This window comes from Pseudomonas sp. NFPP04 (genome assembly GCF_900113815.1).
GTDB lineage: Bacteria > Pseudomonadota > Gammaproteobacteria > Pseudomonadales > Pseudomonadaceae > Aquipseudomonas > Aquipseudomonas extremorientalis.
On sequence record NZ_FOQS01000001.1, the window covers coordinates 521,677 to 543,708 of the forward strand.

General features: G+C 60.3%; 21 protein-coding genes. 4 read left to right on the forward strand and 17 right to left on the reverse strand.

What is annotated here, in order from left to right; genetic code table 11:
* Positions 1-61: 61 nt before the first annotated feature.
* The 11 genes from BM017_RS02400 to BM017_RS02450 form a co-directional block, all read right to left on the reverse strand.
* Positions 62-400, reverse strand: coding sequence for a GlpM family protein (locus tag BM017_RS02400; protein WP_071488700.1), 339 nt, complete (start codon positions 398-400; stop codon positions 62-64).
* The gene (locus tag BM017_RS02405) at positions 400-1,749 is read right to left on the reverse strand and encodes a two-component response regulator AauR (RefSeq protein WP_092241046.1); all 1,350 of its coding nucleotides are present in this window, start codon (positions 1,747-1,749) and stop codon (positions 400-402) included. Before BM017_RS02405 ends, BM017_RS02400 begins: the two co-directional genes overlap by 1 nt.
* A complete protein-coding gene (locus BM017_RS02410; protein WP_092241048.1) occupies positions 1,746-3,647 on the reverse strand; it encodes a two-component sensor histidine kinase AauS in 1,902 nt (633 codons plus the stop codon). Before BM017_RS02410 ends, BM017_RS02405 begins: the two co-directional genes overlap by 4 nt.
* A 217-nt stretch (positions 3,648-3,864) precedes the next feature.
* Positions 3,865-4,599 carry an amino acid ABC transporter ATP-binding protein gene (locus BM017_RS02415; RefSeq protein ID WP_071488703.1) on the reverse strand — a complete coding sequence of 245 codons (735 nt, stop codon included), beginning with the start codon at positions 4,597-4,599 and terminating at the stop codon, positions 3,865-3,867.
* On the reverse strand, positions 4,596-5,267 hold the full coding sequence (locus tag BM017_RS02420) for an amino acid ABC transporter permease (RefSeq protein ID WP_071488704.1): 672 nt from the start codon (positions 5,265-5,267) through the stop codon (positions 4,596-4,598). Before BM017_RS02420 ends, BM017_RS02415 begins: the two co-directional genes overlap by 4 nt.
* Positions 5,267-6,013 (reverse strand): amino acid ABC transporter permease, encoded by a 747-nt coding sequence (locus BM017_RS02425; protein ID WP_071488705.1) that lies wholly within the window; start codon positions 6,011-6,013, stop codon positions 5,267-5,269. The genes BM017_RS02420 and BM017_RS02425 overlap by 1 nt, the downstream gene beginning before the upstream one ends.
* Before the next feature lie 193 nt (positions 6,014-6,206).
* Positions 6,207-7,133 carry a glutamate/aspartate ABC transporter substrate-binding protein gene (locus BM017_RS02430; protein ID WP_058423787.1) on the reverse strand — a complete coding sequence of 309 codons (927 nt, stop codon included), beginning with the start codon at positions 7,131-7,133 and terminating at the stop codon, positions 6,207-6,209.
* 324 nt (positions 7,134-7,457) lie between these two features.
* Positions 7,458-8,996, reverse strand: a complete 1,539-nt coding sequence (gene glpD / locus BM017_RS02435; protein WP_092241050.1) for a glycerol-3-phosphate dehydrogenase — start codon at positions 8,994-8,996, stop codon at positions 7,458-7,460.
* Positions 8,997-9,265: 269 nt separating this feature from the next.
* Positions 9,266-10,021: a DeoR/GlpR family transcriptional regulator gene (locus BM017_RS02440; protein ID WP_034118315.1), complete on the reverse strand. Its 756-nt coding sequence runs from the start codon at positions 10,019-10,021 to the stop codon at positions 9,266-9,268.
* Between the two features lie 83 nt (positions 10,022-10,104).
* On the reverse strand, positions 10,105-11,610 hold the full coding sequence (gene glpK, locus BM017_RS02445) for a glycerol kinase GlpK (protein WP_071488708.1): 1,506 nt from the start codon (positions 11,608-11,610) through the stop codon (positions 10,105-10,107).
* 78 nt (positions 11,611-11,688) lie between these two features.
* The gene (locus BM017_RS02450; protein WP_071488709.1) at positions 11,689-12,546 is read right to left on the reverse strand and encodes an MIP/aquaporin family protein; all 858 of its coding nucleotides are present in this window, start codon (positions 12,544-12,546) and stop codon (positions 11,689-11,691) included.
* Between the two features lie 329 nt (positions 12,547-12,875).
* Between BM017_RS02450 and ybaK the strand changes: the two genes are divergently transcribed.
* Positions 12,876-13,346 (forward strand): Cys-tRNA(Pro) deacylase, encoded by a 471-nt coding sequence (gene ybaK / locus BM017_RS02455; protein ID WP_071488710.1) that lies wholly within the window; start codon positions 12,876-12,878, stop codon positions 13,344-13,346.
* Positions 13,347-13,353: 7 nt separating this feature from the next.
* Here ybaK and BM017_RS02460 read toward each other — a convergent pair whose 3' ends face one another.
* Entirely contained in the window at positions 13,354-14,460 is a 1,107-nt protein-coding gene (locus BM017_RS02460; RefSeq protein ID WP_071488711.1) for an ABC transporter ATP-binding protein, read from the reverse strand.
* On the reverse strand, positions 14,457-15,377 hold the full coding sequence (gene argF / locus BM017_RS02465; protein ID WP_092241052.1) for an ornithine carbamoyltransferase: 921 nt from the start codon (positions 15,375-15,377) through the stop codon (positions 14,457-14,459). The genes BM017_RS02460 and argF overlap by 4 nt, the downstream gene beginning before the upstream one ends.
* Positions 15,378-15,812: 435 nt before the next feature.
* Here argF and BM017_RS02475 point away from each other — a divergent pair, with 435 nt between their 5' ends.
* Both BM017_RS02475 and grxD read left to right on the forward strand, forming a co-directional pair.
* Entirely contained in the window at positions 15,813-17,921 is a 2,109-nt protein-coding gene (locus BM017_RS02475) for a molybdopterin oxidoreductase family protein (protein ID WP_092241054.1), read from the forward strand.
* 77 nt (positions 17,922-17,998) lie between these two features.
* A complete protein-coding gene (grxD, locus tag BM017_RS02480) occupies positions 17,999-18,337 on the forward strand; it encodes a Grx4 family monothiol glutaredoxin (RefSeq protein WP_016970749.1) in 339 nt (112 codons plus the stop codon).
* 69 nt (positions 18,338-18,406) lie between these two features.
* Here grxD and bfr read toward each other — a convergent pair whose 3' ends face one another.
* Both bfr and BM017_RS02490 read right to left on the reverse strand, forming a co-directional pair.
* Entirely contained in the window at positions 18,407-18,877 is a 471-nt protein-coding gene (gene bfr, locus BM017_RS02485; RefSeq protein WP_012722487.1) for a bacterioferritin, read from the reverse strand.
* A 201-nt stretch (positions 18,878-19,078) separates the two neighbouring features.
* Positions 19,079-19,297: a bacterioferritin-associated ferredoxin gene (locus tag BM017_RS02490; RefSeq protein WP_058423779.1), complete on the reverse strand. Its 219-nt coding sequence runs from the start codon at positions 19,295-19,297 to the stop codon at positions 19,079-19,081.
* 244 nt (positions 19,298-19,541) lie between these two features.
* Here BM017_RS02490 and BM017_RS02495 point away from each other — a divergent pair, with 244 nt between their 5' ends.
* Entirely contained in the window at positions 19,542-20,144 is a 603-nt protein-coding gene (locus BM017_RS02495; protein ID WP_003172097.1) for a peroxiredoxin, read from the forward strand.
* 64 nt (positions 20,145-20,208) lie between these two features.
* Here BM017_RS02495 and rnt read toward each other — a convergent pair whose 3' ends face one another.
* Together rnt and pyrC are read right to left on the reverse strand one after the other, a co-directional pair.
* Positions 20,209-20,880 (reverse strand): ribonuclease T, encoded by a 672-nt coding sequence (rnt, locus tag BM017_RS02500; protein ID WP_010564138.1) that lies wholly within the window; start codon positions 20,878-20,880, stop codon positions 20,209-20,211.
* Positions 20,877-21,923: a dihydroorotase gene (gene pyrC / locus BM017_RS02505; protein WP_071488714.1), complete on the reverse strand. Its 1,047-nt coding sequence runs from the start codon at positions 21,921-21,923 to the stop codon at positions 20,877-20,879. The genes rnt and pyrC overlap by 4 nt, the downstream gene beginning before the upstream one ends.
* Positions 21,924-22,032: the final 109 nt, after the last annotated feature.

Below are 22,032 nucleotides of genomic sequence, written 5' to 3' on the forward strand. Positions count from 1 at the left end.
TCTGTCTCTGATACACCGCCATCGGGGGCAAGCCCCCTCCCACAGTTTTGACCGTGTTGGGTCAGGTGTGGACGCGTACCCAGATGCTCACCAGCACCGTCGCGGCCATCAACCAAGCCACGGCAGCCACGGCGAGTGATGCTTCCAGCCGCATCCGATCGACCATCACATACAAGGTCGCCAGGTACACAAAATACGGAATGATCGACCACATCCCGAACAGGATCGTGGTCTTCAAGTCGTCTACCGAGCGCCCTTTGCCGACGATGTAGTGGGCGATCAACGCAAAGGTCGGAAACAGCGGCACCAGCCCTGCGATGTAATAGTTTTTGGTCTTGGCCAGCGCCGCCAGAATCAGCACTACTGCCGCGCCAAGGGCGGCTTTCAATAGCAAGTCCATCAGTGACTCAACCCGTACTTCTTGACCTTGTCGAACAGCGTGGTCTTGGCCATCCCCAGTTCCTGGCTGGCCTGGGTCAGGTTGCCGCCGCTGCGTTGCAGTGCATCGTTGAGCAGGTTGCGTTCGAAGGCCTCCACTGCCTCGGTAAAGGCCAGCCCCTGGCCGCCGCTGCCGGCGCCGCTTTTTTTGAAGGCGGGCAGGCCGAGGGCGAAGCGTTCGGCGACGTTGCGCAATTCGCGCACGTTGCCCGGCCAGTCGTGGCTCATCAGGCTCGACAGGGTCTGGTTGTCCAGCTCCGGCGCGGTGCGGTCGAAACGCAGGGATGACTGCTGCAGGAAGTGTTCGAACAGTTGCAGGATGTCTTCGCGACGCTCGCGCAGGGGCGGCAGTTCCAGGGTCACCACGTTGAGACGGTAGTACAGGTCGCTGCGGAACTGGTTGGCGCGGCTCAGTTCGTCGAGGTCGGACTTGGTGGCGGCGATCACCCGGCAATCCACTGCGACACTCTGGTTCGACCCCAGGCGTTCCAGAGTGCGTTCCTGCAATACCCGCAGCAACTTGATCTGCAGGTTGATCGGCATGCTTTCCACTTCATCGAGGAACAGCGTGCCTTCGTGGGCGTGTTCGATCTTGCCGATGCGGCGCTTGCCGGCACCGGTGAAGGCGTTGGCTTCGTGGCCGAAAATCTCGCTTTCGAAGAGGTTCTCCGGCAGGCCGCCGCAATTCAGGGCGACAAACTGGTGGGCGTGACGCCGGCTGAAATCATGCAGGCAGCGCGCGACCAGTTCCTTGCCGGTGCCGGTCTCGCCTTCGATCAGCACGTTGGCCGAGGTGTCGGCGACGTTGGCGATCAGTTCGCGCAGGTTCTGCATGGCCGGCGAACGGCCGATGATGCGGCCTTCCAACGAATCGCGCTCGGCCAATTGGCGGCGCAGCGACCAGACTTCCCGCGCCAGCCCGCGCTGCTCCAGGGCGCGCCGGGCGACGTCGACCAGGCGTTCGGGGGAGAAGGGTTTCTCCATGAAGTCATAGGCGCCGTTGCGCATCGCGCCGACCGCCATGGAAATATCGCCGTGCCCGGTAATCAGCACCACCGGCAGGCTTTTATCCAGGGCCTTGAGGCGGGTGAGCAGCTCCAGGCCGTCGATGCCCGGCAAACGGATGTCGCTGATCACGATGCCGGCGAAGTTTTCGCCGATGCGCTTCAAGGCTTCTTCGGCACTGCCCACGCCGACGCTGGGAATATCTTCCAGGGCCAGGGCTTGCTGGCAGCCGAGCAACACGTGGGGGTCGTCTTCGACGATCAGCACGGTGAGGTCTTCTTTAACGGCGGTAGCGTTTGTATTCATGTCGACTCAGCTTGTTGAGTGCCCGCCAGCGGCAGGCACAAGACAAAGGCCGTTCCACCACTGGCCGGGTGTTCCACGGCGAGGTTGCCGCCGGTGGCCGCCGCGAGGCTGGCGGACAGCGTCAGGCCCAGGCCCAGGCCTTGCTCGCCGGGCTTGGTGGTGAAGAACGGTTCGAACAAATGCTTGCGCGCCTCGGGATCGATGCCGTGGCCATTGTCGCGCACTTGCAGGCGGTATTTGCCCTCGCTGCTGCTGCCCTCCAGCCACAATTGCGGGGCCGGTTGGGCTTGCATGGCGTCGAGGGCATTGCCGATCAGGTTGACCAGGATCTGTTCCAGGCGCGTCTGGTCGATTTGCAATTGGGCGTGGGAAAAGTCGCGGTGCAGGGTCAGTGGCAGGCTGTCCAGGCGTGCGCCGAGCACCTGGAACGCGGCGTCTACCGCTTTGGCCAGGCTGGCTTCGCCCTGGTCGTCTCCGCGCCGGGCGAAGGAGCGCAGGCTGGCGGTGATACGGCCCATGCGGTCGATCAGTTCATTGATGGTCTTGAGGTTGGCGCTGGCGGTATCCAGGGCGCCGCGCTCCAGGAAGCGCACGGTGTTGCCGGACAGGGTCCGCAGCGCGGCCAGTGGTTGATTCAATTCGTGGGCGATGCTGGTGGACATCTGGCCGATGGCCGCCAGTTTGCCGGCCTGCACCAGTTCATCCTGGGCACGGCGCAGGGTTTCTTCGGCCTGGCGCCGTTCGCGGATCTGGCCCTTGAGCCGTTCGTTGCTGGCGCGCAGGTCGGCGGTGCGCTCGGCGATCCGTCGTTCCAACTGGCTGTTGGCTTCCTGCAAGGCTTCCCGTGCGGCGAGGCGGGTGGCGATGACTTTGCGTCGCTCGTTCCAGGCAATCAGCAAAAACGCCACCAGGCCAAACGCAACGGCCACCAGGATGCCCTGGTTGATTGCGGCGCGGCGCAGGTCGTTGAGCGGAGTGAGCAGGGTGAAATTCCACGGCGTGTCGTTGAGCGGACGGGTCTGCGCCAGGTAGCTGACTTCGTGGGCGTCGTTGACCACTTCGCTGTTGGCTGGGAAGGTCAGCTTTTCGGTACCTTCGTTGAGGCGCTCGCGGGCCAGGGGCTCCAGCTCGTTCAGCGTCGCCCAATAATATTGCAGGCTGTGGGCCAGGCGGTCCTTGGTGTCATCGCTCAGCGGGCGCACGGCCTTGAGGCGCCGGGCCGGGTCACTGGAGAGGATGATGATACCGTTTTCGTCGCTCACGAACGCTTCGAGGCGTGCGCGTTGCCAGCGCTCTTCGAGGGCTTCGAGGCGTACCTTGACCACCGCGACGCCGATGATCTTGCCATGCTCTTCCAGGCCGTGGGCCAGGTAGTAGCCGGGTTCGCCGTTGGTGCTGCCGATGCCGTAGAAGCGACCTGGCTGGCCCCGCACGGCGTTCTGGAAATAGGCGCGGAAGGACAGGTCTTCACCCTGGTAACTGTCGGCATCGCGCCAGTTACTGGTGGCCAGCACGCGGCCGGTGGTGTCCATCACGTAGATGGCCCGACTGCGACTGCGTCGGTTCAGGCCTTCGAGGTACTCGTTGACGGTCTTGCGGGTTTCCTGGTTCGGGTCGGCCAGCAGCGTGGAGACGCTGGACTCCAGTTCCAGCAGGCTGGGCAGGTAGGTGTATTTGCTCAGCTCGCTTTCGACGGTGCGGGCATGCAACTCCAACTGGCGTTCGCCAGTGTCGCTGAGGGTGCGGATGCCGTAGTACTCACTGACCCAGAAGCCGATGAAACCCAGGCCGATCATCAGGGCGATGATCAGTGGCGGCAGGAACAGTTGGCGGATCAGGCGTGGTTTCACGGCAAGTGATGGCGGTGCGGCGCGAAATTGGTTGGGGTCGCATTTCATCACAGATGCCTTGGGTCAACCAGTTGTGCTGATGGTGCTTATTCTGTGGCGAGCGGGCTTGCCCCGCGTCGGGCTGCGCAGCAGCCCCAAAATCAGGTACTGAGAGATGCCTGATACACGGCATTTTTCAGTACCGGGGCTGCTGCGCAGCCCGACGCGGGGCAAGCCCGCTCGCCACAACAAGCCCGTCTTCACAGACAGAGCAGCGAGTTGCTTCTTAGTGCTGCAGGATTTTCTCGAGGAAGTGCTGCGCGCGTTCGGAGCGGGCGCTGATGTCGCCGAAGAACTCTTCTTTCGGGCAGTCTTCGATGATCTTACCGGCGTCCATGAAGATCACGCGGTCGGCCACTTTGCGGGCGAAGCCCATTTCGTGGGTCACGCACATCATGGTCATGCCTTCCTGGGCCAGTTGCACCATCACGTCGAGCACTTCGTTGACCATTTCCGGGTCCAGCGCCGAGGTCGGTTCGTCGAACAGCATGACGATCGGGTCCATGGCCAGGGCGCGGGCAATCGCCACACGTTGTTGCTGGCCGCCGGAGAGCTGGCCCGGGTGCTTGTGCGCATGTGCCGACAGGCCGACGCGCTCGAGCAGTTGCAGGCCTTTCTTGGTGGCTTCTTCCTTGCTGCGGCCCAGCACCTTGATCTGCGCGATGGTCAGGTTTTCGGTGATGGTCAGGTGCGGGAACAGTTCGAAGTGCTGGAACACCATGCCGACGCGCGAGCGCAGCTGCGGCAGGTTGGTCTTCGGGTCGGCGATGGACGTGCCGTCGACCACGATGTCGCCCTTCTGGAACGGTTCCAGCGCGTTGACGCACTTGATCAGGGTGGATTTACCCGAGCCGGACGGCCCGCACACCACGATCACTTCGCCTTTTTTAACCTCGGTGCTGCAATCGGTCAGCACCTGGAAGTCGCCATACCACTTGTTGATGTTCTTGATAGAGATCATACGGCAAACCTTTTTTGCAGACGCTTGACCAGCAGCGAGGCGGAAAAGCTGATGATGAAGTAGACGACACCGGCGAAAACCAGGAACTCATTGGAGCGGCCGATGATGTCGCCGTTGGAACGGGCGGAGTTGAGGAAATCCACCAGGCCCACGGTGTAGACCAGCGAGGTGTCCTGGAACAGGATGATCGACTGTTGCAGCAGCAACGGAGTCATCTTGCGGAACGCCTGGGGCAGGATGATCAGGCGCATCGTCTGGCCGTAGGTCATGCCCATGGCCTGTGCAGCCGCCATCTGGCCCTTGGGGATCGACTGCACGCCGGCCCGCACGATTTCACAGAAGTACGCGGCTTCGAACATCATGAACGCCACGACGCAGGAGGTGAACGCCCCGATCGGGGTGTCTTCGCCGGTGATCCAGCGCAATACGAACGGCACCGCCAGGTAGAACCAGGTGATCACCAGCAGCAGCGGGATCGAGCGGAAGTAGTTCACATAAGCGCCGGCAACGCGCGACAGCAGTTTGCTGGACGACAGGCGCATCAGCGCCAGGACCGTACCCAGCGCGATACCGCCGACCACGCCCATGACCATCAACTGCAGGGTCATGACCATGCCGTTCCACAGGCCCGGGATGGCGGGGATGATGCCGCTGAAATCGAAGTCCATTATTTACCCCCCACGGAGATCAGGCCGGGCACTGCGACTTTCTTCTCGACCACGCGCATCAGCAACATCAGGCTCATGTTCAGGGTGAAGTAGATCAGCGTGGCCAGGGTGAAGGCTTCAAACAGGTTGGCCGAGAACTCGGCGGTCTGTTTGGTTTGCGCCAGCAGTTCCATCAGGCCGATCAGGGACGCCACGGAGGAGTTCTTGAAGACGTTGAGGAATTCCGAGGTAAGCGGCGGAATGATGATCCGGTAGGCCTGGGGCAGCAGCACGTTCCAGTAGATCTGCGGCAGCTTGAAGCCCATGGCGCGTGCAGCGGATTCCTGGCCGCGTGGCAGCGCCTGGATGCCGGTACGCACTTGCTCGCACACACGGGCGGCGGTGAACAGGCCCAGGCACACGACAACGCTCAGGTAGGCCGAGGTGGTCGGGTTGAGGTCCTGTTTGTACCAGTCCTGCAGGTTCTGCGGCAGCATGTCGGGTACCAGGAAGTACCAGATGAACAGCTGAACCAGCAGCGGCACGTTACGAAACAGTTCCACGTAGCAGGTCGCGATGCCCGCTACGATGCGGTTTGGCACGGTGCGCATGACGCCCAGAATGGACCCCAGCAGCAAGGCGATAATCCATGCCACGACAGCGATGGCGATGGTCCAGCCCAATCCGGCGATGTACCAGTCGAGATAAGTCTCGCTGCCCACGCCAGTGGACTTGAAGAACACGCCCCAGTCCCAGTTGTAATTCATTAGGGTCTCCCCTCGAGATCGATCGATGTACAAGCACCCGCTTGGGGAAGATCCTTTCCCGCCTGGCGATGAACGCCAGGCACACGCGATCGGCTCGAAAACCGCCAGGTCGAGTGTTCCACAATAAAGCCAGCAGGTAGTAACAGACGCCTGAGGGAGGTTGGCTCCCTCAGGAGATAAGCTTAGTCAGGTATCAGATTTTTACGTCAGGGGCTGGTTTGTCGCTTGGGTTGGCGATCAGCTCCTTCACCTTGTCGCTCATCGGGAAGTTCAGGTTCAGGCCTTTTGGTGGGATCGGGCTCTCGAACCATTTGCTGTAGATCTTGTTGATTTCGCCGGATTTGTACAGGGCAACGATGGCGTCATCTACAGCCTTCTTGAAGTCCGGGTCGCCTTTGCGAACCATACAGGCGTAGGCCTCAAAGGACTGTGGAGTGCCGGTGATGACCCAGTCGTCCGGCTTCTTGGCCTTGGCTTCTTCACCGGCCAGCAGGGCGTCGTCCATCATGAACGCTACGGCGCGGCCGCTTTCCAGCATCTGGAAGGATTCGCCGTGGTCTTTGGCGGAGATGACGTTCATGCCCATCTGCTTGTCGGCGTTCATCGCCTTGATGATGCGCTCGGACGTGGTGCCAGCGGTGGTCACGACGTTCTTGCCTTTCAGGTCGGCGAAGTCGGCGTAGCTCGGCTTGCCATCCTTGTCTTTCTTGACCAGCAGACGGGTGCCGATTTCGAAGATGTTGACGGTGAAATCAACTTGTTGGGCGCGTTCGGCGTTGTTGGTGGTGGAACCGCACTCGAGGTCCGCGGTGCCGTTCTGGATCAGCGGAATACGGGTTTGCGAAGTGACCAGGTTGTACTTGGCCTTCAGGTCGGGTTTGTTCAGGTCTTTTTTCAGGGCTTCAACGATAGCCAGCTGAATGTCGTGGGAGTAGCCCACAGGTTTGCCCGAGCCATCCGCGATGTAGGAAAACGGAATGGAGCTGTCGCGGTGAGCGAGGGTGATGGTGCCGGAGTCGTTGATTTTCTTCAGTGTGCCGGTGAGTTCGGCGGCGAAAACTGGAGTGCTGATCAGAGCAGCAGCGATAGCTGCGCCCAGGATATGGGGAACGATGCGCATCAATACTTCCTCGACATTTGTTTTTTTTATGAAGCCGGCTAGACGGCTCTCTTGTACAGCGAATGCCCGTGACGGCTCCTGAGGCGTCTCAGGCAATCGTCAGGGAGTGTAGAGCATGAGTCGTGCCATACCTCGAATAAAAGGTTATATCTTTGATTTATAAGGGTATTAAATTTTTTCTTCGAGGAATTTGTCACATTGTGATCCGGCAATCCGAATAGGCTGTGGTATGGCGTTCGGAAAACCGAATAGGGCGTGTGGGATTTATCTTGCATAAAAAAGCCCCTGGGCCTTCCGGCGCAGGGGCTTTGCGGGGCGACCTGATCAGGCCGCTTCAATCTTTGCACGGGTCTGCTCGACCTTGGACAGGTAAAGTTGCACGTTGTCCTGTTCTTCCGGGGTGGTGAACAGGCCGAGCTTGGTACGGCGCCACAGCACGTCCTGGGGCTGGGTGGCCCACTCTTCGGCGCACAGGTAATCGACTTCGCGGGTATACAGGCCACCGCCCAGGTGGTCACCCAGATCGGCCAGCGACTGCACACCTTCCAGCAGGCGCCAGGTGCGGCTGCCGTAGGTGGTGGACCAACGGCGGGCGATCTCGCTCGGTATCCAGTCGAACCTGCTACGAATCGCTTCGGCCAGGGCTTCTGGCGTCGTCATGTTTTCACCGCCCGGCAGGCTGGCGGTGGCGGTCCAGCTCGGGCGCATCTGGGTGAAGTACGGTGCCAGTTGCGCCATGGCCGATTCAGCGAGTTTGCGATAGGTGGTCAGCTTGCCGCCGAACACCGACAGGATCGGCGCTTCGCCCGTGCCACCGGACAGTGCCAGGGTGTAGTCACGGGTGATGGCCGACGGGTTGTCCGATTCGTCGTTGCACAGCGGGCGTACGCCGGAGTAGGTGTGCACGATGTCATCGCGGCTCAGTTGCTTCTTGAAGTGCGCGTTGACCACTTTCAGCATGTAGTCGGTTTCACCTTCGGTGATCGCCACTTTTGCCGGATCGCCGGTGTATTCGCGGTCGGTGGTGCCGATGATGGTCAGGTGGTTCAGGTACGGAATGGTGAAGACGATGCGCTGGTCTTCGTTCTGCAGGATATGCGCGTGGGCGCCTTCATACAGTTTCGGCACGATCAGGTGGCTGCCCTGGATCAGGCGGATGCCGTAGGGCGAATCCAGCTTCAGGTCGTCCTTGATGAACTTGGCGACCCACGGGCCGGCAGCGTTCACCAGGGCCCGGGCGCGGATCGAAAACAGGCTGCCGTCGGCGCGCTCCATGTTCATTTCCCACATGCCATTGCTGCGGTGGGCGCTGATGCAACGGGTCTGGGTGTGGATGTGTGCGCCTTTTTCGCGGGCGGCCATGGCGTTGAGCACCACGAGGCGGGCGTCATCGACCCAGCAGTCGGAGTATTCGAAACCTTGGGTGATTTCGCTTTTCAGCGGGCTGTCGGCGCCGAACTTGAGGCTTTTCGAACCGGCCAGTTTTTCGCGCTTGCCCAAGTGGTCGTACAGAAACAGGCCGGCGCGGATCATCCACGCCGGACGCAGGTGCGGGCGGTGCGGCAGCACGAAGCGCATCTGCTTGACGATGTGCGGGGCCTTGGCCAGCAGCACTTCACGTTCGGCCAGGGCTTCGCGCACCAGGCGGAATTCGTAATGTTCGAGGTAGCGCAGGCCGCCGTGGATCAGCTTGCTGCTGGCGGAGGAGGTGTGGCTGGCCAGGTCGTCCTTTTCGCAAAGGAATACCGACAAACCGCGACCGGCTGCGTCTGCTGCAATACCGACGCCATTGATTCCGCCACCGATAACGGCAACGTCATAGACTTCGGCGAGCGGTGGAGCAGGCAAGGTAGAAGGGTTCATCGGCTGGCCTCGCGATCTTTTTCGTATTGGAATTCGAACATTAATGTTCATTTGCGAAAATGGTAGCGGATAAACGCGCGCGCAGCCACCTGAGTTCGATTGAAAAAACTCATCGAAGGGCGGAGAAAGGAAGATTTTTGAACATCAGCCAGTGCTGGCTGGAGAAATGGGTGGTCAGGTCAATAGCTATCGGGGGCAAGCCCCCTCCCACAGGCTGATCACATTCCAATGTGGGAGGGGGCTTGCCCCCGATGGCGTCAGTGCAGACGCTACACCACTTCCAGACGAACCTTGTGGTCATTGAGCAACTGCACCAACGCCGGCACCGGCTGCTGGTCAGTCACTAGGCAGTCCACCAAACTGATCGGCCCCAGGCGAATCATGGCATTGCGCCCGAACTTGCTGGAGTCCGCCGCCAGGATCACCTGGCGCGCATTGGCGATGATCGCCTGGGAAACCCGGACTTCCTGATAGTCAAAGTCGAGCAAGCTGCCATCTTCATCGATACCACTGATGCCCACCAAGGCAAAGTCGACCTTGAACTGGTTGATGAAATCGACACTTGCCTGACCGACCACGCCCCCGTCACGCCGCACATTGCCGCCGGTCAGCAGCACGTCGAAGTCGTCCTTGGCACTGAGCATGGTGGCGACGTTGAGGTTGTTGGTGATGATTTTCAGATGGTTGTGGTTGAGCAGCGCACGGGCGATGGATTCGGTGGTGGTGCCGATATTGATGAACAATGAGGCGTGATCGGGGATCTGCGCGGCGATGGCTTCGCCGATGCGCTGTTTCTCGTCGCGCATCTGGTCGGCCCGCATGGCGTAGGCGGTGTTTTCGACGCTGGAGTCATAGGCCGCGCCGCCGTGGTAGCGGCGCAGCAGATTGGCGTCCGCCAGCTGGTTGATATCGCGGCGGATGGTTTGCGGGGTAACAACGAAGAGCTGCGCCATTTCCTCGATACTGACATAGCCGCGTTCGCGGACCAGTTCGAGGATTTGTTGTTGGCGGGGAGGCAGATTCATGGGGCGTCCTTTGGGCTGCCATACAAAAGTGGCCCATGATGACGCAGGAATCCGCTCCCTGCCAGTTACAACCCGACGTTGGCTTATTCAGCGCCTTCGTGCGGCTCCCAATCACGGGTGCGGCTGACAGCTTTTTGCCAGCCGGCGTAGAGTTTTTCCTTGGCGGCTTCGTCCAGTTGCGGTTCGAATTCGCGCTCGATCACCGCCTTGCCGCGCAACTCGTCCAGGCTGCCCCAGAAACCGCATGCCAGGCCGGCCAGGTAGGCGGCGCCGAGTGCGGTGGTTTCACGCATTTGTGGGCGCTCGACCTGGGTGCCGAGGATGTCGGCCTGGAATTGCATCAGGAAGTTGTTGGCCACCGCGCCGCCGTCCACACGCAGGGCCTTGAGGCGTTCGCCGGAGTCCTGTTGCATGGCGTCGAGCACGTCGCGGGTCTGGTAGGCAATCGACTCCAGGGCGGCACGAATGATGTGATCCACGCGTACGCCGCGGGTCAGGCCGAACAGTGCGCCACGGGCATACGGGTCCCAGTAGGGCGCGCCCAGGCCGGTAAACGCGGGTACCAGGTACACGCCGTTGCTGTCCTTGACCTTGCCGGCAAAGTATTCGGTGTCGTGAGCATCGTTGATGATTTTCAGCTCATCACGCAGCCACTGCACGGTGGAACCGCCGTTGAATACAGCACCTTCCAGGGCGTAGGCCACTTCGCCACGCGGACCGCAGGCGATGGTGGTGAGCATGCCGTGCTTGGACTTCACCGCTTTGTCGCCGGTGTTCATCAGCAGGAAGCAGCCGGTGCCGTAGGTGTTCTTGGCCTGGCCGGCCTCGACGCACATCTGGCCGAACAGGGCGGCCTGTTGGTCGCCGGCGATACCGCCGATGGCGATGCCGCTTTTGGTACGGCCGTAGATTTCCGAGGAGGACTTCACTTCCGGCAGCATTTCGCGCGGCACGTCGAGGATCTCCAGCATCTTCGCATCCCACTCGAGGGTGTGGATGTTGAAGAGCATGGTGCGCGAAGCGTTGGTGTAGTCGGTGACGTGGGTCTTGCCGCCGGTAAATTTCCAGATCAGCCAGCTGTCGACGGTGCCGAACAGCAGCTCGCCGTTGCGCGCACGCTCGCGGCTGCCTTCGACGTTGTCGAGGATCCACTTGAGCTTGGTGCCGGAGAAGTACGGGTCGGTGACCAGGCCGGTGGTGTCGCCGATGTATTGCTCGTGGCCGTCGCGCTTGAGCTGCTGGCAGATCTCGGTGCTGCGGCGGCACTGCCAGACGATCGCGTTGTAGATCGGGCGACCGGTGACTTTGTCCCACACCACGGTGGTTTCACGCTGGTTGGTGATACCGATGGCGGCGACCTGGTCATGGTGCAGGCCCGCTTGAGCCAGGGCCTCGACCATCACGGCGCTCTGGGTGGCGAAGATTTCCATCGGGTCATGTTCGACCCAGCCCGCCTGCGGGTAATGCTGGGCGAATTCGCGCTGGGCGGTGCAGACCACGTTGGCGTCACGATCGAAGATGATCGCCCGGGAACTGGTGGTGCCTTGGTCAAGGGCGATGATGTAGTTCTTATTCTGAATATCGGTCATGTCGAATGCCTTGGAAAATAAGAAAGTCGGTAATCAGCCTGGGCCGTAAAAAGGGCAGGTACGTTCAGGCTGGCGCTATCAGGAAATACGGGTCTTGCCGTTGACAGCCGTGTCAGGTGTTGCTTCAGCTATAGCAGGTGCGGCGCTCGGCAGGTGACGGGCAATCAGCCCGCGATAGGCTGCGGCGCCGAGGCATGCGCCGACAATCGGCGCGAAAATCGGTACGAGGAAGTAAGGAATATCGCGGCCGCCAGTGAAGGCCATTTCACCCCAACCCGCAAAAAAGGTCATCAGCTTGGGCCCGAAATCCCGCGCCGGGTTCATCGCAAAGCCGGTCAACGGGCCCATGGCGCTGCCGATCACTGCGATCAGCAGGCCGATCAGCAGGGGCGCCAACGGGCCGCGTGGCAGGCCGTTGTTGTCATCGGTGAGGGCCATGATCACGCCCATCAGGATGGCGGTGATGACCATTTCCACCAGGAACGCCTGGGCGGTGCTCAGCAGCGCATGGGGGTAGGTGGAGAACACCGACGCCAATTCCAGGCTGGCCTGGGAGCCGCGCACCATATGGTGGGTTTGTTCGTAATCGAAAAACAGGTTGCTGTAGAGCGTGTATACCAAGGCCGCCGAGCAGAAGGCGCCGGCGATCTGGGCGAGAATGTAAAAGGGCAGTTTGCGCTTTTCGAAGTCGGCGAAAATGCACAGCGCGATGCTGACAGCCGGGTTGAGGTGGGCTCCGGAAATACCGGCGCTCAGGTAGATCGCCATGCTGACGCCGACCCCCCAGATGATACTGATCTCCCACAAGCCAAAGCTGGCACCCGCGACCTTGAGCGCAGCGACACATCCTGTACCGAAGAAGATCAAAAGCGCAGTCCCCAGGAATTCGGCCATGCATTGGCTCGAAAGTGAAGGCTGTTGAAGAGCAGTTGTCATGGAAAACCTCAGTTGTTGTTCTTGTCTGGCGCACAACCTCAACGGGCTGTTGCGCGATTTTCACCGTGGCAGGGATCCCCATCCCGACCATGGCTTACTGCTTTGAACGCTGCGGGTGTATTCCTACAGTATTCGGAAACGAAAAAATATAGACAAGAATGACGGCTGTCAAAGGTCGAAAGTGAACTGTCAGTCACTTTCAAACTATTGGTCTGGTGAATGATCACGCTTGTCACATTGCGCTTGTAGCACAAGAGTGTGCGGACTAGAGCGTTTTACGTGGGCTTGGCCTAGAATTGGCCATCTGTTTGCCATGCCTCGGAGATACCATGACGCCCGCATTGGACCTGTTGAAAAAAGTTCGCGCCGAACATCGAGTCCACAGTTACGAACATGACCCAAAGGCGGCGTCCTATGGGCTGGAGGCCGCGGAAAAATTGGGCCTGGACCCGGCGCAGGTGTTCAAGACCTTGCTGGCCAGCAGCGAGAAGGGCGAATTACTGGTGGCAGTGGTGCCGGTCGTCGGAAGTCTGGATCTGAAGGCCCTGGCGCACGCGGCAGGCGTCAAGAAAGTCGAAATGGCCGACCCGGCGGCCGCGCAACGCTCCACTGGCTATCTGTTGGGCGGCATCAGCCCGCTGGGTCAGAAAAAGCGTCTGCGCACGTTTATCGATGTGACGGCGCAGCCGTTCGCGACGATTTTTGTGAGCGCGGGGAGGCGCGGGTTGGAGGTTGAGCTGCCGGCGGCGGTGCTGGCTGAGCATACCCAGGCCAAGTTCGCGGAAATTGGCCGGGTATGACGGGGCTTTATACCGGGCTGTAACGCCGTACGCCGGATTCGACTGGAGGGAGGTGTGCGGCCGTGCTGCCGGACGCCTGGAACAACACCAGGTGCTCGGCGGCCACTCGAATTCCCACATCCGCACCGACCTGATGATCGGCATGGCTCGGAAAAATCGACTCCAACTGCGCGCCGGTCGGCAGTTGCAGGCGGTACAGCGTCGATGCGCCGAGGAACGTCTTGCCGACGATCCGCGCTTTCAATCCGCTGTCCGGCGCGTAGACGATGTCATCCGGGCGCAGCAACACATCCACCGCACCGCCGGTAGGCCAGGTGTAGGCGCGGTTGCCGCGCAGCTCACCCAGTTCGGTGCTGACCGATTCCGGCGAGCTCAATTGACCACGGATGAAGTAACCCTGGCCGATAAAGCTGGCGACGTAAGGTGTCTGCGGTTCGTGATAAAGGTTGTAGGGCGTGTCCCACTGCTCGAGACGGCCCTCTTTGAACACGCCGACCTGGTCGCTGACGGCGAAGGCTTCTTCCTGGTCATGGGTCACCAGGATCGCGCTGGTGCCGCGAGCCTTGAGGATGTCGCGCACTTCGTGGCTGAGCTTGCGTCGCAACTCGCCATCGAGGTTGGAGAAAGGCTCATCCAGCAACAGCAAGGCCGGTTCTGGCGCCAGGGCACGGGCGAGGGCGACGCGTTGTTGCTGGCCGCCGGATAGCTCATGAGGGAAGCGCTTGCCCAGGTTCTTCAGGTTTACCAGCTCCAGCAACTCGGCAACCACCCGGTCTTTTTGCGGGTGCTTGCGAATACCGAAGGCAATGTTGTCGGCCACGCTCAGGTGAGGAAACAGCGCGTAGTCCTGGAACACCATGCCGATGCGACGTTTCTCAGGGGCCAAGGTGAAGCCGGCACTGGAGATCACTTCGCCGGCCAGGCTGATTTCACCTTCGTGCACCGGCTCAAACCCGGCAATCGCTCGTAGCGTGGTGGTCTTGCCGCAGCCCGAGGAGCCCAGCAGGCAACCGATGTCGCCCGCATTGAGGTGCAGGTTGAGGTTCTGTACCACCCGTTGATCTTGATAGCCGCATGCCAGGTTGCGCAGGTTCAGCAGTAATGGATGGCTCATGCGTGGTGGTACGACGGTGGCACGAGGAATTCGAGCAGGGCCTTTTGTGCATGCAGGCGGTTTTCAGCCTGGTCCCAGGCGACCGAGCGAGGGTCGTCGAGCAGGTCGGTGCTGATCTCTTCACCACGGTGGGCCGGCAGGCAATGCATGAACAGGACATCGGGCGCGGCCAGGTCGAGCAGGGCGCGGGTCACCTGATACGGGGCGAACAGGGCCAGGCGCTTGGCGGTTTCGTCTTCCTGGCCCATGGAGGTCCACACGTCGGTGCTCACCAGGTGGGCGCCGATCACCGCGTCACGCGGATCGCGGACCAGGGTCACGCGGTCGCCGGCTTGTGCCAGGAAGCGCGCGTCAGGCTCGTAGCCTGCCGGGCAGGCCACGCGCAGTTGGAAGTCGAATTGGATGGCCGCTTCTATATAGCTGTTGCACATGTTGTTGCCGTCGCCGATCCAGGCCACGGTCTTGCCCTGGATCGAGCCACGGTGTTCAAGGAAGGTTTGCATGTCGGCCAGCAGTTGGCACGGGTGCAGGTCATCGGACAGGCCGTTGATCACCGGTACACGGGAGTTGGCGGAAAATTCGGTCACGGTGCTGTGGGCGAAGGTACGGATCATCACGGCATCGAGCATGCTCGACATCACTTTCGCGCTGTCGGCGATCGGCTCGCCACGGCCCAGTTGGGTGTCGCGCGAGGACAGGAAGATAGCCTGGCCACCGAGTTGGATCATGCCGGCTTCGAACGACACACGGGTGCGGGTCGACGACTTCTCGAAGATCATGCCGAGCACGCGGTTTTTCAAAGGCTCGAACAGTACGCCGCGCTTACGCAGGTCTTTAAGCTCAATGCCTCGACGGATCACGCTGACCAGCTCTTCGGGCGTGCAATCCATCAGGGAGAGAAAGTGCCTTGCGCTCATCATTAACTACCTTTTTGCAACAGACCGCAGATACTCAAAGCCTTGTTTGTTGTGACAACGGGCGAGACCTGCGGCGAAAGCCGCACGGGGCGACGAAATAGGGGAAGGCGCGATCTTATAATTAAATGTCGCGTCTTACCAATAGGGCTACGGTTTTTAAGGGTGTTCAAGCAGGGCGCCGAAGCGCTTTTGAAGATGAATTCCAGACAGCAGCGGGCCATTTGTACACTGGCGCCGAGACCTTTTGCAATGCGCGGAGGCGGGCGCAGACCGGGCTGCGTCGGTTTCAGAGGCTATGGGGCGGGTTTTGAAACATTTGCTCACGCTTGCTCATGGCCGGGCCTGATGCTGGTCGATTCACGTGGCGAACGTTGCTGGCGCGCCTGCCGCTCCCGGCCCATAGTGGGATCAAAGCCCCTATAAAAGAGACTGGCCATGACCAAGACTCTCCACCACCGTGCCTGCCATCTGTGTGAAGCCATCTGTGGCCTGACCCTGGAAACCACCCAGGCCGACGACGGCAGCCTGGCGATCACCTCGATCAAAGGGGATCCGCTGGATACATTCAGTCGCGGGCATATCTGCCCCAAGGCTGTGGCGCTGCAGGATATCCAGAATGACCCCGACCGCCTGCACCAGCCGATGCTGCGGGTGGGCCGTGAATGGCAGCCGATTGCGTGGGAAGACGCCTTTGCGCTTGTAGCCGAGCGGCTTTCAGGGATTCAGGCGCGGCACGGGCAGAATGCAGTGGCGGTGTATCAGGGCAATCCCAGCGTGCACAACTACGGACTGATGACCCACAGCAATTACTTCCTGGGCCAGTTGAAGACGCGCAATCGGTTTTCCGCCACCTCTGTAGACCAGTTACCCCATCACCTCACCAGCTACCTCATGTATGGCCATGGCCTGCTGTTACCAATCCCGGATATAGATCACACCGACTTCATGTTGATTCTGGGCGGCAACCCACTGGCGTCCAACGGCAGCATCATGACCGTGCCTGATGTGGAGAAGCGCCTCAAGGCGATCCAGGCCAGGGGTGGCAGAGTGGTGGTGGTCGACCCACGGCGCAGCGAGACGGCGGCGATGGCCGACCAGCACCTGTTCGTGCGCCCGGGTGGTGATGCGGCATTGCTGTTCGGAGTGCTCAACACGTTGTTTAGCGAGAACCTGACCCGCACCAGCCATTTGCCGGTTGAAGGCCTTGAGGAGGTTCGTCGCGCCATCGCTGGCTTTACCGCCGAGGCCATGAGCCGTCAGTGTGCGGTGCCTGCCGAACAGATCCGCCAGTTGGCGCGGGACTTTGCTGCCGCCGACAAGGCGGTGTGTTACGGACGCATGGGGGTATCGACCCAGGCGTTCGGCACGCTGTGCCATTGGCTGGTGCAACTGATCAACCTGGTGACCGGCAACCTGGACCGCGTGGGGGGGGCGCTGTGCACCACGCCGGCGGTGGATCTGGTGGCATCGACTGGTGGTGGGCATTTCAATCGTTGGCAGAGCCGGGTTTCCGGGCGCCCGGAGTATGGCGGCGAGCTTCCGGTGTCAGCATTGGCCGAAGAAATGCTCACCGAAGGGGAAGGACAAATCCGTGCGTTGGTAACGGTGGCGGGCAACCCGGTGTTGTCGACGCCCAACGGACGGCAGTTGGAGCAAGCCCTCGACGGATTGGAGTTCATGGTCAGCATCGACCTTTATATCAACGAAACCACGCGCTATGCCGACCTGATCCTGCCGTCCACGTCGGCGCTGGAGAATGATCACTACGACACCACCTTCAATATGTTCGCGGTGCGCAATGTCACCCGCTTTAATCGCGCAATCCTGCCCAAGCCTGCGGGCGCGCTGCATGACTGGGAGATCTTTGTCGGACTGGCCAAGGCCTTTGCCGCACAGACGGGCGCGGCGCTCAAGCCGACCATGCCGCCTGCGCAGATGATCGACTTCGGGCTGCGTGCCGGGGTGTACGGTGATGCGTCCAGCCACAAGTTGTCGGTGGCCGTGCTGGCGGACCATCCTCATGGTGTGGACTTGGGGCCGCTGCAGCCCAATCTTGCGGCACGCTTGAAAACCGTTGATGGCAAGGTACAGGCGGCGCCGGGGGTGATCCTTGCCGACCTGGCGCGTTTTGCCGCGCAGCCAGTGCCGGCGGCTGACGAACTGCTGTTGATCGGCCGCCGTCACGTGCGCAGCAATAATTCCTGGATGCACAACTACCATCGGCTGGTGAAGGGCAAGCCACGTCATCAATTGCTCATGCACCCGGATGATCTGGCCAGTCGGCAGTTGAGCGATGGGCAGCGCGTGCGCGTGAGTTCGCGCATCGGCATGATTGAAGTGGAAGTCCTGGCCAGCCTGGACATGATGCCCGGCGTAGTCAGCCTTCCGCATGGTTGGGGCCATGGCCGTCCAGGCGTGCAGATGACAATCGCCAGCGGACAGCCGGGGGCGAGCGCCAACGATTTGACCGACGAGCGGCAGTTGGATGAGTTGTCGGGCAATGCCGCACTCAATGGCGTTCCGGTGCAGGTAGCAGCCGCCTGAGCACCACGCTGGAATTTTGCGTTACAATGCGCCACCGTGCCGACCTGTGAGTCGCAAAGTTCCAGCCGAGGTGTTCCATGGATATCATCGAAACGATCAAAGAGCAGATTGCCAACAACACCATTCTGCTTTACATGAAGGGCGCGCCTAATGCTCCTCAGTGCGGTTTCTCCGCGAAAGCTTCCCAGGCCATCATGGCGTGCGGCGAGAAATTCGCTTACGTGGATATCCTGCAAAACCCTGAAATCCGCGCCAACCTGCCGAAGTACGCCAACTGGCCGACCTTCCCACAACTGTGGGTTGCCGGTGAACTGGTCGGCGGCAGCGACATCATCGTTGAGATGGCGGCTGATGGTTCGTTGCAAACGCTGATCAAAGAAGCAGCGGCAAATGCGGCGGCCAAGACCGACGCGTGATTGGCCTGCAATAAAAAGCCCCGCTTCTCGAGAGAGAGCGGGGCTTTTTTGCTTCTACAGGAAGCGGGGTTACTCGCCCATCTGCGACTGCAGGTAGTTTTCCAGGCTGACTTTATCGATCAGGCCCAGTTGGGTTTCCAGCCAGTCGATGTGCTCTTCCTGGTCTTCCAGGATGTCTTCCAGCAGTTCGCGGCTGCCGAAGTCACCTTTGGTTTCACAGTGAGCAATGGCGGCCTTGAGGTCGCTGTGGCTCTTGCGCTCGAAACCCAGGTCGCTGCTTATCATTTCCTGGGTGTGCTCGCCGATGTTCAGCTTGCCCAGGTCCTGCACGTTCGGCAGGCCTTCCAGGAACAGGATGCGCTTGATCAGCGCGTCCGCGTCCTTCATGGCTTTGATCGATTCTTTGTATTCGCGCTTGCCCAGCTTTTCCAGGCCCCAATCGTCATACATGCGTGCATGCAGAAAGTACTGATTGATCGCGACCAGTTCATTGGCAAGGATTTTGTTGAGTTGCTGGATGACTGAGATGTCGCCTTTCATGACTGGGGTCCTGCCCTGTAATAGCTGTGTATAAAGCGGAGTTTGAGCGGCGAAATCCCTAGTGTCAAACCTAAGTTATTGAATAATAAATGAAAATTAATCGGAATAAGAATGTTTGTGTTCCGCGTCTTAGCGCTAACTTATTGAATTGCGGGCATAAAAAAACCGGACACTAAGTCCGGTTCTTTAAAACATGCCTAATCAGGCGTGTGTAAATTCTGCTGAATAGGGGAGCGCAGCCTGAGCGGTCTGCAGCTGTGTCAGGGTTTCCCGTACCACTTGCTTGGCGAGGCAAGCACATTTGCCACACTGGCTGGCAACGCCGGTGGCTTCACGCACTTCCTTGTAGCTGCAGCAACCTTCATAGATTGCTTCGCGGATTTTTCCGTCGGTGACGCCAGTACAAAGGCACACATACATAAGGGAGAACCATCGCGGGTTTAAGGCTTAAGTGCGGTGGATCTTAATGTTAACGAGAATGATTGTCAAAGTAGAATCGTAGGGTATTCACTGGCACCGTGCCCGCACTGACGAACGGTTTTTTCAGTGTATGATGGTCGGTCTTCACGAAGCGTGACTGCGTCACAGGGCTGTCGCTTATAAACGGCAGACTCGAGGCCTGTCCTTTTACTTCAATCGTCACCCTTACATCAGGAGATAACCAATGAGCGTACTCGTCGGCAAACAAGCCCCGGATTTCGACGTACCTGCCGTCCTCGGCAATGGCGAAATCGTAGACAGCTTCAAACTGTCTGAAGCCATCAAAGGCAAATACGGCCTGGTATTCTTCTACCCGCTGGACTTCACCTTCGTCTGCCCGTCGGAGCTGATCGCTCTGGACCACCGCATGGACGATTTCAAGGCGCGCAACGTTGAAGTGGTAGCCGTTTCCATCGATTCCCATTTCACCCACAACGCCTGGCGCAACACCGCCATCAATGATGGCGGCATCGGCAAAGTGAAATACACCATGGCTGCCGATATGAAGCACGACATCGCCAAGGCCTACGACGTTGAGTCCGAAGGCGGCGTGGCCTTCCGTGGCGCGTTCCTGATCGACGACAAAGGCGTGGTTCGCTCCCAGATCATCAACGACCTGCCACTGGGTCGTAACATGGAAGAGCTGATCCGTCTGGTAGACGCCCTGCAATTCCACGAAGAGCACGGCGAAGTCTGCCCTGCCAATTGGAAAAAAGGCGACAAAGGCATGAACGCTTCGCCGGAAGGTGTTGCGGCTTACCTGACCGAGAACGCTGGCAAGCTGTAAGCCACGTTTGCGGCAAAAAAAACCGGCCTGAGAAGGCCGGTTTTTTTATGCGCGGGATTCCACTTCAGTCGTTGAAGTCTTCCCAGCCGCCCATCTGTTTCCAGCGGTTGACGATGCCGCAGAACAGCTCGGCCGTCTTCTCTGTGTCGTAGCGGGCCGAATGAGCCTCACGACCGTCAAAGTCGATGCCGGCTGCCTGGCAGGCTTTGGCCAGCACGGTCTGGCCATACGCCAGCCCGGCGAGAGTAGCGGTGTCAAAGCTGGAGAACGGGTGAAACGGGTTGCGCTTCATGTCCAACCGCGCCACGGCGGCATTCAGGAAGCCCAGGTCAAAGCTGCTGTTGTGGCCGACCAGGATCGCGCGTTTGCAGCCATTGGCCTTCAATGCCTTGCGCACGCCACGGAAGATATCGGTCAGTGCCGCTTCTTCACTTACTGCCATGCGCAATGGGTGATCGAGCTTGATACCGGTGAACTCCAAGGCAGCCGCTTCGATATTGGCGCCTTCGAACGGCTCGACGCGGAAGAAGTGGGTGTGTTCCGGGAACACAAAACCCTGTTCGTCCATGCCGATAGTCGTCGCGGCGATTTCCAGCAGCGCATCGGTGGCGCAGTTGAAACCACCGGTTTCTACGTCGATGACAACCGGCAGATAGCCGCGGAACCGCTCGGCCATCGGATGACGGGATCCGCCACCGCTGTGCTCGTGTTCGTCATCGTAATGGTCTTCACTCACTTGCTTTCCTCCAGCAGGCGCCAGCGCAGTGTTTCACCGGCGCGCAGCGGGATGACAGTCAGCTCGCCAAACGGCAGGCTGGCAGGGGCGGTCCAGTCTTCACGAACCAGGGTAATGCGATCGGTATTCGCCGGCAGGCCGTAGAAACGCGGGCCATTGAGGCTGGCGAACCCTTCGAGCTTGTCCAGCGCGTTGCGTTGTTCGAACGCTTCAGCGTACAGCTCGATGGCGGCATAGGCGGTGTAGCAGCCGGCACAACCGCACGCGGCTTCTTTGGCGTGCTGGGCGTGAGGCGCGGAGTCGGTGCCGAGGAAAAACTTCGGATTGCCGCTGGTCGCCGCATCCAGCAAGGCCACCTGGTGCGTGTTGCGCTTGAGGATCGGCAGGCAATAGAAGTGCGGCCGAATCCCGCCTACCAGCATGTGGTTGCGGTTGTACAGCAGGTGATGCGCGGTGATGGTCGCACCGACGTTGGCCGAGGCCTCGGTGACGAACTGCACTGCATCGGCAGTGGTGATGTGCTCGAACACGACCTTGAGGGTCGGGAACAGCTCCACCACGCGACGCATGTGTTCGTCGATGAAGATCTTCTCGCGATCGAACACGTCCACATCGCCACGGGTGACTTCACCGTGGATCAGCAGCGGCATGCCGACGTCGGCCATGGCTTCGATGGCCGGCAGGATCTTGTCGATACTGGTCACGCCGGAATCGGAGTTGGTGGTGGCGCCGGCCGGGTACAGTTTGGCGGCGTGCACAAACCCACTGGCCTTGGCCTCGCGAATTTCTTCGGGCTGGGTGCGGTCGGTAAGGTACAGCACCATCAGCGGTTCGAACCGGCTGCCGGCCGGCCGTGCAGCGAGGATACGCTGGCGGTAGGCATCGGCTTGCTCGGCGTTACGCACCGGAGGAACCAGGTTAGGCATGATGATGGCGCGGCCAAAGGTACGCGCCACATCGGCCACGGTGTGGGGTAACGCAGCACCATCGCGAAGATGAATATGCCAGTCGTCGGGACGCAGCAGGGTCAGGCGGTCGGACATTGGGGATTCCAGGCGGGTCAATCTGGGGGGAATGCTACCGGAAAAGACTCTATCAGGCACTCGCTATCAAGTTTTGCAGGATGCAACCGATAGCCTTTTGTATGCCTTA